The 14,052-nt window shown below is 41.9% G+C and carries 14 protein-coding genes and 1 pseudogene; 5 read left to right on the top strand and 10 right to left on the bottom strand.

Features of this window, described 5'->3' with window-relative positions:
- Positions 1–393 precede the first annotated feature (393 nt).
- Positions 394–785, bottom strand: a pseudogene (locus IEW82_RS12315) (transposase); the annotation flags it as partial.
- Positions 786–1,354: 569 nt separating this feature from the next.
- Here IEW82_RS12315 and IEW82_RS12310 point away from each other — a divergent pair.
- Positions 1,355–1,831: a hypothetical protein gene (locus IEW82_RS12310; RefSeq protein WP_188694501.1), complete on the top strand. Its 477-nt coding sequence runs from the start codon at positions 1,355–1,357 to the stop codon at positions 1,829–1,831.
- Between the two features lie 420 nt (positions 1,832–2,251).
- On the opposite strand, the gene IEW82_RS12305 is transcribed toward IEW82_RS12310, so the two are convergent.
- From IEW82_RS12305 to IEW82_RS12280, 6 genes are all read right to left on the bottom strand, one after another.
- On the bottom strand, positions 2,252–3,346 hold the full coding sequence (locus IEW82_RS12305; protein ID WP_188694498.1) for an ABC transporter substrate-binding protein: 1,095 nt from the start codon (positions 3,344–3,346) through the stop codon (positions 2,252–2,254).
- A 22-nt stretch (positions 3,347–3,368) separates the two neighbouring features.
- Positions 3,369–4,154, bottom strand: a complete 786-nt coding sequence (locus tag IEW82_RS12300) for an ABC transporter ATP-binding protein (RefSeq protein ID WP_188694495.1) — start codon at positions 4,152–4,154, stop codon at positions 3,369–3,371.
- A 31-nt stretch (positions 4,155–4,185) separates the two neighbouring features.
- Complete coding sequence (locus IEW82_RS12295; protein ID WP_188694492.1) at positions 4,186–5,007, bottom strand: ABC transporter permease; 822 nt, start codon at positions 5,005–5,007, stop codon at positions 4,186–4,188.
- A 436-nt stretch (positions 5,008–5,443) separates the two neighbouring features.
- Positions 5,444–6,223, bottom strand: a complete 780-nt coding sequence (gene pdaA, locus IEW82_RS12290) for a delta-lactam-biosynthetic de-N-acetylase (RefSeq protein ID WP_188694488.1) — start codon at positions 6,221–6,223, stop codon at positions 5,444–5,446.
- A gap of 670 nt (positions 6,224–6,893) precedes the next feature.
- Positions 6,894–7,085: an SE1561 family protein gene (locus tag IEW82_RS12285; protein ID WP_188694485.1), complete on the bottom strand. Its 192-nt coding sequence runs from the start codon at positions 7,083–7,085 to the stop codon at positions 6,894–6,896.
- Positions 7,086–7,141: 56 nt separating this feature from the next.
- On the bottom strand, positions 7,142–8,008 hold the full coding sequence (locus IEW82_RS12280; protein ID WP_229672586.1) for a YfkD family protein: 867 nt from the start codon (positions 8,006–8,008) through the stop codon (positions 7,142–7,144).
- Between the two features lie 133 nt (positions 8,009–8,141).
- Between IEW82_RS12280 and IEW82_RS12275 the strand changes: the two genes are divergently transcribed.
- Positions 8,142–8,933 (top strand): YhfC family intramembrane metalloprotease, encoded by a 792-nt coding sequence (locus IEW82_RS12275; protein ID WP_188694483.1) that lies wholly within the window; start codon positions 8,142–8,144, stop codon positions 8,931–8,933.
- A 449-nt stretch (positions 8,934–9,382) separates the two neighbouring features.
- On the opposite strand, the gene IEW82_RS12270 is transcribed toward IEW82_RS12275, so the two are convergent.
- Both IEW82_RS12270 and IEW82_RS12265 read right to left on the bottom strand, forming a co-directional pair.
- Positions 9,383–10,732 carry an MATE family efflux transporter gene (locus IEW82_RS12270; protein WP_373285721.1) on the bottom strand — a complete coding sequence of 450 codons (1,350 nt, stop codon included), beginning with the start codon at positions 10,730–10,732 and terminating at the stop codon, positions 9,383–9,385.
- A 29-nt stretch (positions 10,733–10,761) separates the two neighbouring features.
- Positions 10,762–11,142 (bottom strand): OsmC family protein, encoded by a 381-nt coding sequence (locus IEW82_RS12265; RefSeq protein ID WP_188694480.1) that lies wholly within the window; start codon positions 11,140–11,142, stop codon positions 10,762–10,764.
- Positions 11,143–11,252: 110 nt separating this feature from the next.
- On the opposite strand from IEW82_RS12265, the gene IEW82_RS12260 reads away from it, so the two are divergent.
- The 3 genes from IEW82_RS12260 to IEW82_RS12250 all read left to right on the top strand — a co-directional run bounded on the left by IEW82_RS12260 (position 11,253) and on the right by IEW82_RS12250 (position 13,332).
- Positions 11,253–12,443 carry an MFS transporter gene (locus tag IEW82_RS12260; RefSeq protein ID WP_188694477.1) on the top strand — a complete coding sequence of 397 codons (1,191 nt, stop codon included), beginning with the start codon at positions 11,253–11,255 and terminating at the stop codon, positions 12,441–12,443.
- Between the two features lie 101 nt (positions 12,444–12,544).
- Entirely contained in the window at positions 12,545–12,988 is a 444-nt protein-coding gene (locus IEW82_RS12255) for a redoxin domain-containing protein (protein ID WP_188694474.1), read from the top strand.
- 65 nt (positions 12,989–13,053) lie between these two features.
- The gene (locus IEW82_RS12250) at positions 13,054–13,332 is read left to right on the top strand and encodes an acylphosphatase (protein WP_229672582.1); all 279 of its coding nucleotides are present in this window, start codon (positions 13,054–13,056) and stop codon (positions 13,330–13,332) included.
- A 90-nt stretch (positions 13,333–13,422) separates the two neighbouring features.
- Here the strand turns inward: IEW82_RS12250 and IEW82_RS12245 are convergent, their stop codons facing one another.
- The gene (locus IEW82_RS12245; protein ID WP_188694468.1) at positions 13,423–13,887 is read right to left on the bottom strand and encodes a VanZ family protein; all 465 of its coding nucleotides are present in this window, start codon (positions 13,885–13,887) and stop codon (positions 13,423–13,425) included.
- Positions 13,888–14,052: the final 165 nt, after the last annotated feature.

Below are 14,052 nucleotides of genomic sequence, written 5' to 3'. Positions count from 1 at the left end.
ATTTATTGATACTAAAAAAACAAGATTTAAAGTCAAGGCAAACCTTTTTAGGACTAATATTGAGAACTTCACTGCGATGAAACAATAAAATGATCGTGCACTAAAAAGTGAACTGTTTTTGGGCATCCTTCTCCCTTGGCGCCAACATAAATGTTGAAGTTGGGTATAACATTGACAGGTGATTTCCGCTTCTGGTACTCGCTGTCCACGGGCATGACCTCAGCTCACTTGGGAATGGACGATCTGTTTTCCCAAGTATTTATGATGAAAAGTCCCCTGTTCCTGCGTCTACGCGTATTTGCTTCGAAGTCAGCTTTCTCAGAACAACTCGAAGTTTACTCGTGAAGTAACGCTGGCCCCGTTCCCGTATGAGTCTCCTGCCCTGCGCTCCAATCACTCGAGTTTTAGTCTTTGAATGCGTTGCAGTACTTCCCAAAAAAGTGACGCGTACACGAAGCTAGAGGATCATTTAAAAGACAGCGATCGCCTTGATTTCACTCGTTTGCTGGCGGCTTTGATAATCTTTGTCCGTAGGGTTTGGATTGGCATCGTCTGTCGTCCCTTTGGAAAGCATAGTGTACGTAGCCAGTGCGTTTCCACGCCCCCGCTTGATAGTCGATCTCTTCATAGTAAATTTCCGTCTTTGATACATCAGACGGCGTCGTGTTGGGTTGTCGTTCTTTTGCAAGGTGTTGTAAAACGGCATTGGCTTTTAAACGAATGACGTAATAGACGAATTCAGCTTCACATAACGCATACAAAGCCGGGACGGCAAAGTCACTGTCCTACGTAATAGAGTCCTTTCTGATGGCTATTTCTTCGTCGTTTTAGCCTTATCAGAAAGGGATTCTTTTTTCATTTATTTGATGCGTAATCACTTGGACGAATCGCTTGCTGGATAAGTATTTTGACCTCATGACAAATTTTCTATGAATAATCTAGCTTTACTTATGTTTTTAGGAAAGTATAGCATTTTATCACATTGCTCTTTAACCCTTATTCCTTGATCATCCCATTTCTCTTTTTTTAAAAGACCTTTCTTGAGTAATCGATTGGATGGATATCGCTTTATATCACCTCTTCAATCGACGATCCCTGACAAATGCTTGAATTATGTTCTGAATGGTCAGGCATTCTAATAATTTGCCAGGAGTATTTTGATTTGATAAATATTTAAAAAGTCGCGGTTATCTTGATTCAATGATGATAGATGTCTTTTAATCAATGATGTGTGTTTCTCCAATGCTTTAAGAAATATTTTATCGCGGTCAAGGGTAAGCTAAAACCATCGTTTTTTTAGTTTTTTACCTCATAACTCCCTTGATATACATAAACCTTTGGATGTGATGAATGAGTGAAACACTCAAAATTATTCTTGCTTGCTTTACTTATTTTGCCGTGGCTGAGCATACCTTTATTAGGGAAACCCGCCTTCAAAAAATATCTGCCTTCAGCCCTATTCATTTGTACCTTCACGAAGGCTATCGATATCTTCGGTGAAAATAATAAATGGTGGAAATTTTATAAAGGCCTTCCACCACTTAATAGCATGAATTTCTTCAACTTTGGGCCCTATTTGATCACAAGTCTTTGGATATTAAAGTTGACTTATCGGAAGTTCTTTATTTATATGCTCTCTAATACAACACTTCACATTTTATTTACTTACTTCGGCTTGAAATACGTCAAACGTTTTAAAATTTTTTCCTTAGTAGAGCTCACAAAATTCCAATATCTTATTATTGATATCATTCGTGCCGTGCTGCTCTATAGTTTTCAGCGCATTACTGATTTAAGCCATGGTAAAGAGCTTATAAACAAAAATGAATGACCAAACAAAAGTAAGCCTCCAGAACTCTGGGGGCTTTACATTTGGTGCTTTTAACCTATAAATCAAATACTGTCACTCCATGTGACCCCAAATTTTATACCTACTTCTTATTATTAAGACAAAGCGGGCTTAAAAGCGTGCATGGTCAAGTGGAATGGCGCGTAAGGCGCGAGATTCGGAACACTCTAAAATCATGTGTTCCTCGGGCGCCGCTGACTCATGTTGCGGAGACTAGAGTCCTGCGGGAAGTGGGAGATCGGTAAGACCCCCGCAGTGCGAAGGCGCGAGCAGGCTTACCAAAGTGAGCGGCCTGGAGGAGAAATCCGCACCGTCCTCATGACCAGAAATTTTATACTTTCTTTTCTTTTTAAAAAGACTGCCGAGGCTTTTACTCGCGCAGTCTAATGGGACACTATTTATCTATTTATATTCTCCTAAAACAGCCACCGCTTTTTTAGCCAGTGAGGTATCAACCGCTTTATTAATATCTACAGAACCATCGATGCCCCCACGGGATTTGTACCATTCATATTGATCCTTGATGTTTGCTACATTCATCTTTCCATCAGGATCAAGTCCTGGTACACCAACTTTTTCCCATACCTTTTTATCTGTTAGTGATGTGTATTTTGTCATAATATTGATGATCGCGTCCTTATCCCCTGTCCCTTTGACAAAGGCATTATTATAATCTCTGACACCCTTCAAGTAAGCAACCATAAAGCGGAGCGCGACGTCTTTTTCGTCATCGATGAATTTGGGTGAACCCAAAACCATGGCAATTTGCGCATCAGGCGCATAATCGGTTGCATCACCAAAACGAACATTGACACCGTTAGCGATACCTTGGGTGATCAGCGGCTCAATTTGCAGAGCTGCATCAAGTGACTTACTCTTCAGTCCGGCAATCATATTGCCGAAATCAGACATGAGGACAAAATGAACATCGCTTCTTTTCAAACCAGCATGGTCAAGCATCTTTTGGAACATATAATCATCCACACCATTTTTAGTGGAAACCGCAACGTTCAGTCCTTTAAAATCCTTATAGCTCTTGATTTTATCCTGCAAGTCCTTACGAATGACAAAGGAAAAATATGAACTTCCTTTGATGTTGTGACCCTTATCTGCAATCATTTTAACATCTATCCCTTGAGCGATAGAGTTAAAAAACGATGCGGAGGAAATGCCACCAGCAATATCAATCTGTCCAGATGCTAAGGCTGGAAGCATGTCGTCACTATTAGAAAATTTCACAAATTTAACATTAATATTATAGTCTTTAAAATAGCCTTTTTCCTTTGCAACATAAAAACCCGCTCCTGATGAAGAGCCATCCTCAGCAATTTTTACTGTCACTTGTTTTTTCAATGGCTTTAGGTTGCCATCAACTGCCTTGGCGCTTTTATCTACGCCTCCTCCGCTCGACCCGTTACTTTCTTGCGCCCCACAGCCAACGAGTAAGAAGGCAAATAGCGGTATTATCATTAAAACAATACCTAATCTTTTTATCATTCTTCGATACTCCCCCCCTATTTTACAAAGCCTTGTCACGATGCTGCTGAACGGTCTCTTGCAAATGCTGCCAAATATCCACAAACTCTTTTCCCATCTGTGGATTGGAGCGTACGAGTTCTATACTACGTGGCCTGGGCAAATCTATCTTTTTCTCACGCAGGATGGTCCCTGGCTGAGCACTCATGAGAAAGATTCGATCGCTGAGCAATAACGCTTCATCAATGCTATGAGTGATAAAAACCACCGTTTTATGTGTTTCTTCCCAAATGTTCAACAGCTCTTCCTGTAGGATAAATTTATTTTGCTCATCAAGTGCGGCAAAAGGTTCATCCATAAGTAAAATTTCTGGATCGTTAGCAAAGGCTCTAGCGATACTCACGCGTTGCTTCATCCCTCCGGAGATTTCCGACGGATAGAGATGGCGAAATTCCCATAATCCCACTTTGTTTAAATAGTATTCTGTTCTTTCATTCAGCTCTTTTTTTGAGGCATGACGCATTCTCAGGCCAAAAGAAACATTATTTTGAACGGTCATCCAAGGAATGACCCCTTGCTCTTGAAAAATCATCGATTGCAAGGGTTTTCCCGCTTTTCCTGGTGTAATGTGGTAGCTTCCTGTGCTGGGGGTCTCAAGTTCAGCCAAAATCCGCAATAACGTCGTTTTACCACACCCGCTGGGGCCCAGTAAACAGACAAATTCGCCTTCTTTGATATCCAGGCAAATGTCTCTAATCGCTGTCACACTGGAATTTTTCTTAAAAAACACTTTGGTTAAATGATCCACCTTGATTTTCGATTCTGTCATACCAATGCCTCCTTACCTGTGCGCTGAATGCTTATTTTTGCCACGGGATCAGCTTCCTTTGTAAAGCGCGCAACAGTAAGCTAAAGAGATAGCCAAAGAAGGAAATCAGCACAAGACCTACGTACATATCCTTTAAGACAAAGGTTTTGTATTTTGTCCAGATCAAATAGCCAATGCCTGAATTTGCACCAATCATCTCAGCGGCGACAATGGTTAGTAAAGCGATCGCCTGCCCCATTTGAATGCCTTCCATCATCATTGGAAGCGCGCCAGGTAAGGCAATTTTAAAAAAGTAGTCTTTGGATTTTGCTCCATAATTCTTGGCAATATCCACATAGATGTGATCAATGTTGGTCACGCCTGCCACCGTATTAATGAGGACTGGAAAAAACACAGAGCCCGCTATCGTGATCATTTTCGAAAGATCATTGATACCAAAGACAATGATGATAATGGGCATGAGCGCAAGGGTTGGAATAGGCATAAGCGCCATAACTAAGGGTTGCAATGTATAGCGGACTGGCAAATACATTCCCATTAAAAGTCCGATAATAATCGCTGGAATCACGCCCATTAAAAATCCACCTAATATCCTGTATAAGCTGATTCCCACATGATGAAAGAGCTGACCAGTTGCTGCCAAATGAAAAAATTCAACAATAATTGTTGTCGGCGGTGGAAAAAAGCGTGGGTCAATCATTGCTGTTCGCGATAATATCTCCCATACAACAAGAAGCAAAATCGGCGATGCAATCGTTAAAGTTTGAAACGCTCTTGTTCTGCGTACCTTCCTTCTCCACAGCTGACGTTCAATTGATTCGGAACGTGTGATATGATTAGAGCTTTCCTTCATGTACTCACCACCTCTAATAAACACATCATATGCACAAACGCCCAGAGCGTTACAAAATGGGGATAACGCCACTTCCACTTGTGGATAATGTGGAAAACCTGGTTGATAACTTTTAAATAGCTGTTAGTATTGTGGATAAATTTGTGGGTATTTATAGCAGTAGTTCATCTTATGAGAAAATTGTAAGGGCGGGGATGTGGACAGGAGAATTTTCTGGGAAACAAAGTTGGGAGTGCTGCTTGGAAGAGAACCGCTTCGGGCTCCATTGGCCTTTGATTGGAATGCAGGACACGAGACGCCCGCGAAAAGCGCCCCCCAAATACAAATCAGCACCCAAACCTTCCTTATGCGTGATAAAAATAGGAAAACGGAACTTTTTAGTAGCTTCCTTCCTACCTGTCCGAACACGAAAAAGCCCTACCACTATGGGTAGAGCTTACCAAACAAAGGATGGAGTAGCTTGGTGGGCCATAAGATAGTCAAGGCTTCTGAAATGATAGCCCTGCTTTCTTAAATCATCAATGACACGGCCAAGCGCATCGGCATTATCCTTAGAAACACTGTGGAGAAGCATGATCGCACCAGGATGGACACGTCTCATGATACTTTTATAAGCGTAGTCACCACCTTTTTGCTGATCTCTGAGCCAATCTTGATAGGCAAAAGACCAGAAAACAGTCGTGTAACCTTCTTGCTCCCCGAGCTTCAGAGCACGTTCACTAAAGGTTCCCCTTGGAGGCCGGAGATAGACCATATCTGTTCTACCTGTTAATTCCGTGTAAGCTTGCTTCAACTTTTCAAGCTCTATTTTGTACTTTTCATTACTGATTTTGGACAGGTCAGGATGTCCCCAAGAATGATTTCCAATGATGTGCCCTTCCTTAACCATGCGTTGAACTAATTGAGATTGGTCCATAATAAAGTGACCTGTGACAAAGAAGGTAGCCGGTACCTTTTTCTGCTTTAATACGTCTAATATGTCATCGGTATAACCATTTTCATAGCCACAATCGAAGGTTAAATAGATATCCTTTTCCTTGGTATTTCCAATCCAAACACTATGATATTTTTTTAATAAGCTTTCATATTCAGGCTCAGTCGTTGATGGCTGATTGTTTTGACTAGGCTTAAAATACCAATCCTTTGCCGCTACAAACTGTGGCAATAAAAGCAGTGGTATAAGACTTAAAACAAGCATTACAAAAAGTTTGCGCATGGACATCCCTCCATTTTTATTCTTAGGATGACCTGCTTCATGAGATTTATGTTACTTTTTATCATAAAAAGCTCATCGATGAAGCTTGGAGATTAAGCAAGCTCCGATTAACATATAAGAAAAACCGGGCGAAAAGCATGCCCGGTCCTTATTAAAACACGGAATAAGATTTTAATCCCAAAAGGCAGCGTCAGCAACCCAGTTGATCGGAATGGAAGGCGCTCTGACTCCTTCGGGAACAGGGGTTTTTATTCATAAATACTTGGAACACCATTCATCCATTCCAAAATGAGCTGAGGCCACTCAGGACGATCGGCTAAAAACGTCACGTCCTGTGACAATGCCGACCCTACCCACATCGTGTGGGCATGAGGAAAGCGAGCGGCCTGGAGCGGAAATCCGCACTGTCCTCATAATCAGAAATTTTATACTTTCTTTTAGAAAACTTGGCTTGCACACTTCGCTGGTACTCCTGGTGTGATTTTTGCAAATCACACACTTAGGTTGTCACCAATCTTTAATGGCGAAAGTCAAAGCCCGCCTTATACTCTCTTCCTTTATGAGCGTCAGCTGAGTTATACATCCTGATAGTACAAAAAACACACGAGCGAAATCAGCAGGCCGACTTCGTGTGTGTTTTCAAATAGATGCAGGAAGACAAGAAAAAGATCTATCCGTTTGTCTCCCAATCCTTTTTAAAGCGTTCAAGCTTTATTTTAAGCTTATCTAGCATGGTGATGACATTGATTAAATCACTGGCAGTTGCTGACTCATCAAGTGTCCCCACTACATTAGAAAAAAGCTTGACTCTATTTTGAAGATAGCGAATCTGTTCACTTTTGCTCTCAACTGATTTTCCCATGGTGTCACCTTCCTAGGCTTTTCTCCACCATAGCAAAAGGCCGCTGTTTTTTACAATTAATTTGTGACTAAATAGCGGAGAGAGATATGATCCTGAACAGGAATCCATGCGCCAATGCCTTGTTGAGTGACATTTTTGACCTCAATGGATTTTTTCCCACCATGTAAAACTAAATAGACTTCACCATACGTAATCTTACCTTTTTCATTAACTGCAGGAACGTAGCCATTGAGATGTCCTACCTTCTTAGGTGCAACATGGTATGGACGATCAATTTTTGTTCCTGCGCCAACGTATGTTTCGAAGGCAATCGGTAGATGGGTTTTATCTGCAGCCCGATTAAGCATTAATTTCTTAACTTCATCCTGAGCGGGCACCTGTGCTGTTAACCCCCCATTCACCTTAACCTGTCTTTGTTGATTATAGCTCAGTGTTTGTTCCTTCAAACCCCCGCGGTTATCTGACAGGTTTTCGTTCACACGCTTATATTCCCAGTTCACTGTTGTTTTACTGGATTCATAATTAAGTGGCCATTTCCCTAGAAAAATTCGGGCATGATAGCCAATGGATAATTTTGAAGTATGAATATTAGACTCATTTAAGCGATGAATCAATGTCGGGTTTTCAATCTTTATCTTCGATGTATTCAATAATTCTTCAGTTAAAGCACTTGGCTGTAGTTCCGGCTCATCCTGATTGGGATTCGGATAGGTATTGTGTTGAGCAATATCCGTCACAGAATCAGGCTTCTTTATGCCCGCTTCTTTCTTATTTTCCTGCGTATTAGGGGCTTTTTCCTTCTTCATTGGAGTCTGTTTTTCCTGATGCTGCTGATTATCCTTTTGCGGTGCAGGCGCCTCTTTAGCCAGTGCGGGAACACTTATGAATAACATGAATAGGCAGATAACAATGATTTTCTTCAACTTAATCCCTCCTTTATGGTCTCCATTTATTTTTCCTAAGTAGTTTTTTCGGTATGTAGGTGATTTATCCATAAATGACATGAAAAAAATGTTATGATGGACACGATAATCACTTGTTGAAAGGAGATCGGGTATGATTGCAAAAAGTGCTTATGTTGGCATGATTATTCAGATTATTATCTCAGCTGGTGTACCGATCGCTCTTCTCATCTATCTACAGATCAAAAAAGCATTATCTTGGAAAGCTGTCGGTATCGGCATTCTCGTTTTTATTGTTTTCTCACGTATACTTGAGACCGCCGCCCATCATCTCTTCTTGAATGGAAATACTTTAAAGTGGACTGATAGTGGCATTGCTTTTGCCATTTATGGTGGGCTCGCTGCTGGAGTGTTTGAGGAAATCGGCCGTTACATCGGATTTAAATGGTTGCTCAAGGGGAAATCGCACCTTACTGACGGATTATCCTATGGCATTGGTCACGGAGGGATTGAATCCTTATTAATAGGTACCTTTGCTGGTGTCAATGCCCTCATCATCTCCCATTTAATTAATACAGGTACACTCGCTAGTTCACTCGGCAGCCAATTTTCAGCTGAAGATGTTCAGAGCTTAAAAGAAGGCTTTGTCAATCAAGGGTTGGGTCCTTACATATTAGGTTCCATTGAGCGTTTAATGGCGTTTATTTTGCAGCTATTCTTATCATTACTCGTGCTGCTTGGCGTACGGCGTCATGCCTTTAAATATGTGCTCGCTGCAATTGGGTTACATGCAGTCTTTGACTTCTTCCCAGCCCTCTATCAAGCCCACTTGATTTCTTCACTTTGGATCATTGAAGCGATTATCTGCCTTTTTGGCATCGCCGCTGCACTCATGATCTATATCATGAGACCTGCGTTTAATACTGTGGATAAACCGCTAGAATAGTGGTGTTCAAAGGGGCTGGGACAGAAGGATTCAGCTCATAGAGAATCCGAACGCATTTACACCTTGAAGAGATGCGTTCGGATTTTGGGTGAGTCATGAAGCGCTCCGTCAAACTGCTCGCTTTCCATTGGCACCGCCTCAGGCGCGCAGGATGCGCTAGCTTCAGCATTGTCACATGGATGTGGCAATTTTAGCCGAAGTGCCTTGAAAAATGTATGCTGCTTTGACTAAGAAGCCCTGTTCCTGCGTCTGCTAGTCTTGCTTCGTCGTCGGCTCCCTCGGAACAACGCGTCGGTTATCGTGAAGTCACCCTCTCCCCGTTCCCGAAAGCGTCTCACGTCTTCCGCTTTCATCCACTTTGTGCTGACATGCATTGTGGTAAGAAACATTTTAAAAGGCCTGACTGAATGAGGACCGGGCATGCTTTTCACCCGATTTTTCTTATTTATTTATTTTGTATCGAAAATTCGGATGTGCCTCCATCCTCCCTTCCAATAATAAGCCATCGCACAAAGACTGCTCACCACAAAGCTAAAGCCTATACCAATAGCAATTCCTTCCGAGCCGAGCCAATGGCCAAATAAATAAGCCAGTGGAAAGCGCAAGATCCAAAATGAAATTAAATTGAGTACTAAGATTTGGAACATCGCTCCCGCTGCCCGCACCACCCCATTTAAAACAAAATTAATACCCAAAAAAGGATAAAAGAAAGCGACGCCCCGCAGATAGCTTGAGCCAAAAGTCACCGTTTCAGCATCTGATGTGAACAGCCGAATCAGCTCAGGTGCTAGGATAAAAACAAGGATACCTATGAATAGCGATAAACCAAAATTAAAAAGGAGGGCATAACGCGTGATCCCCGCGATCCTTCCCCAATGTTTGGACCCAATATTTTGCCCTGCCATACTTGTCACAGCCACCCCTAAGGTTTGGATTGGGATCATGATGAGATTATTAACGCGCTGAGAGGCCCCATAACCAGCAAGAACCTCCTGACCAAAATGAGCAGCCACACTTGTAATAGCTGCAGAACCACCCGATATCGCCATCATTTGCAGGCCAGAAGGGAGTCCAAGCTTCATAAGCATATTAAAATTTTCCACGCCAGGTAGTCTGGGAATTGCAAAGGGAACCCTTGCTTTTTTAATTGAGAAATACAGACCGTAGAGAAAAGCAACACCTTGAGCAATGACTGTAGATAAGGCGGGTCCCATGATGCCCATACCAAAGCCCTTTACAAAAATAGGGACCAAAACGGCATTCAAGATAACCGCAATAAAGACAAAACGAATGGGTGAGCGGCTATCTCCTAGTGCTCTTAGAACTGTACTGATGAAATTATAACCAAATAAAAACAGAATACCTGTAAAATTAAGCCGTAAATAAATAACTGCCATTGGAAGGACTGAAGTAGGGGCACCGAGAAGCTTCAATAATGGAGCGGCAAACAAGATGCCAAGGATCCCCAAAATAACAGCCATAAACCCTAGAACAAAGACAAAGCCATTTAAGGCCTCCTTTAACCCCTCACCATCCTCTGCTCCTTTTTTCTGTGATAACACGGTTAAAGTTGCGTTGTTCACACCTATGATAAAGGAAAGTACCGTGAAAATGACGGGCCCAGATATTGCTAAAGCAGCTAATGCTTTGGCTCCGAGTAAGTTGCCCGCCCACAGACTATCAATGAGTTGGTAGGAGGTTTGCAGCATGTTCGTTAAAAAAATCGGGAAGGCAAAGGCTATCATTTTTTTCGGAATGCTTCCCTCTGTGAAATCGAGCTGTGCTGTCAAATCTGTCACCTCTTTTTACAACGCCTATCAAATAGGCCCTAGACTAGCTCAAAGGACTCTGTAATATGAATGGACTCGTGAACCGATTGCACCATCGAACAATGCTTTCTCGTCAAATGTAAAATTCTCTCCATCGCTTCTTCACTGAGTCCTTGTGCGCTAATTTGAAAGGTCATATGTATGCTTTCTATTCTATCAGCCGCATCCGGATTACGTACAACTTCTGTCTGAATCCGAAAAGCTTCGATTTTTTTTCGCTTTTTCTTCAATATTTTTCTAATCACTGTGCCACTGCAAATGGCGACTGACGCCACCATCAACTGAACAGGAAGAAAACCTGCTGTTTCATCTGCCGATATATGTAAAGGGCCAAATGCAGTCTCCGTTGTAAAGCCATCCTCTGTCATTTTAAATTCCATCACACGTCTTCCCTTCCATAATAGTCGCTTTTCTTATGATAGCGAATGGATGACGTTTTGTCAGTCCGAAGGTATAATTGAGAAGGATTCTAGTGATATGGAGAAAAACGATGACACATATACAGCACAGTACTTACCGATTAGCCATTCTTGTTGCGGCTGTCTTTGTTTCTGGTGCCGCCCAAGGTATGTTACTCCCGCTTCTTTCGATTCTCTTAGAGAAACAGCATATTTCAGCAGCCCTAAACGGGTTTAATGCCTCAGCCCTTTATATTGGCGTTCTCCTCGCCTCACCCTTTATTGAAAAACCCATGCAACGCTTTGGCTATCGCCCAATTCTATGCATGGGACTCATCATTACCGGAGGTGCCCTCCTTCTATTTCCTATCTGGCAAAGCTTTTGGATGTGGTTCGTTCTGAGACTTTTGACAGGGATCGGAGACAATATGCTGCACTTTAGTGCTCAAGTCTGGATCATGACCACCAGCCCTAAAAAGAAAAAGGGGAGAAACATCGCCATCTATGGTCTTTCCTTTGGCCTTGGATTCGCCTTTGGTCCAACACTCTCACGCTTATTGGATATCAACATTTATATGCCCTTCTTTCTCGTCGCCGCAGGCTGCATTGTCTTTTTGCTTGCCAGCTTACTGTTAGAGAATGCTTATCCAGAAAAAGAGTTTTCAGAGGACATTGGCGAAAGGATAACAAGCTTTAGCCGTTATAAAAAAGCGTTACAGCTTGGCTGGGCAGGCTTAGCCGCAACCTTTGCCTATGGATTTCTGGAAGCTTCATTGAATGGTAACTTCCCAGTCTTCGGCATCCGCAATGGCTTTACGGTTGAACAAATTGCTTATCTCCTTCCCATCTTTGTCATTGGGGGCTTAATCACGCAAATTCCCATCGGCAGTCTTGGTGATAAAATCGGGCGACGGCTTCTGATTTTATGTGTCACCCTATTTGGTATGAGCGGTTTTGTCGGAGCTATTCTTGCCTCAAACTCTTTTATAGGACTGGCGTTGATCTTCTTATTCACCGGCATGTTTATTGGTTCCTTATATTCTAATGGGATGACCTATATTAGTGATCTCCTCCCAAATGCCCTACTGCCAGTGGGCAATATTCTTGCTGGGATCACCTTTAGCTTCGGAAGCATGCTTGGGCCATTTGTTGGCGGAGTATTGATTCGCTGGTTCCCAGATGGATATTTTTTTGGTGGTATCGCTGGTGCCATGGGCGTAGCCTTCTTATGTACACTCTGGAGCAAGCAACCAAATTCCTCAAAAAGGCATATAAATGGTTGACGAGGTTCTCGCTTATCTTTAAAATAAATCTTAATGATAATTATTCTAATTAGGCTAATTACAAACCAATGAACCCGCCATTACATTAAGGAGCTGACATCATGCGTATTAAAGATAAAATGCCTGAGCTTGAGGGCGCAACAACCTGGTTAAATGGAGAAGTAACAAAAGATGAGCTCATCGGTGAAAAGCCGACACTCATCCACTTTTGGTCTGTGAGCTGTGGACTCTGTAAGGAAGCCATGCCAAAGGTCAATGCCTTCCGTGAGGATTTTAAAGATCAATTAAACGTTGTGGCTGTCCACATGCCACGCTCTGAAAAGGATCTTGACATCGAGCAAATTAAAACGATTGCTGAAGAACATGATATTACTCAGCCCATCTTTGTTGATAATGAGCATAAGTTAACCGATGCCTTTGAAAATCAATATGTCCCCGCCTATTATGTTTTTGATGCTGAGGGGAATTTGCGCCACTTCCAAGCAGGTGGAGATGGCATGAAATTATTAACAAAGCGCGTCAACCGTGTACTCGGAATTAAATAATGGATCAAGAAGTGCCCTTAAGTCTTAACTTGTGGGCACTTTTACTTTATAAGGGAGGATGCTTTGTGGAACAAAGATTACATATCATTGTCAAAGGGCTCGTACAAGGTGTGGGATTTCGCTATTTCACACAATCAAACGCAGTCAAGCATCAGTTGAAGGGCTGGGTGCGTAATCTCACTAACGGAGACGTTGAAATCGATGTTCAAGGTGCCTCTTCCAATCTTGAACATTTCATTAATGCTATTAAAGCAGGACCACCTTACGGACGCATCGATGCTATTCACATCAACGATGATTCGCTCCCCCTAAAGGGCTATACAACCTTCAACATTACTTATTGAATCAAAAATACTTTGTAGGCAAATTTATTAAAAGGCCGCCCCAAAGCAACCTATATATGGTACTTTGGGGCGGCCCGATTCATGATCAACTTATCTTCGCACAATCTTTTTGAAAAATAGAGCGTAAAGCTTGTAGACAAGCTTAAACACAATCCAACCAAGAATAGCCCCTGCTGTGTTGAGGACGATGTCATCTACATCAAAGATCCGTTCCGCAAACTCATATTGGCAAATCTCAATCAGGGCACTTGTAAACAATGAGATAAAAAAGCAATTGGAAAAAGAACGCAAAAAATAAAAAAGTGTAGGTGCCAGAAAACCGAACGGGAAAAATAGGACCACGTTGCCGAGAATATTCTTCATAATCAGCCAAATATTCCCGCTATCCAGCATGAGCTTAATGCTATCAAAAAACACTAAATTAAACGACTTTCCATAGACGTAATAGTTATATGTAAACAAAGTTAAATAGACCAAAATAAGCAGATACGTAAAAAAGATTCCTGCACAAAACCGTTTGACCCTTCTCCTAACCAGAAGATATGTCTCTTCCATAATGGCACTCCATTTCTTTCTCTATCTATACTTCTTACTATTATATCGAAACAACCTCATAACTACTATAGGCTTTTCCATATTTAATACATTTGAAACGTTCCTACCTTTATATCCTATGAAAGTCTCCCCCATTCCATGTGAAAGTACACCTCATCCATTTTA

This window comes from Pullulanibacillus camelliae, assembly GCF_014642655.1.
GTDB classification, from domain to species: domain Bacteria; phylum Bacillota; class Bacilli; order Bacillales; family Sporolactobacillaceae; genus Pullulanibacillus; species Pullulanibacillus camelliae.
Note: the sequence above shows the minus strand (reverse complement) of the source record. Positions and strands in the feature narration are given on the sequence as shown.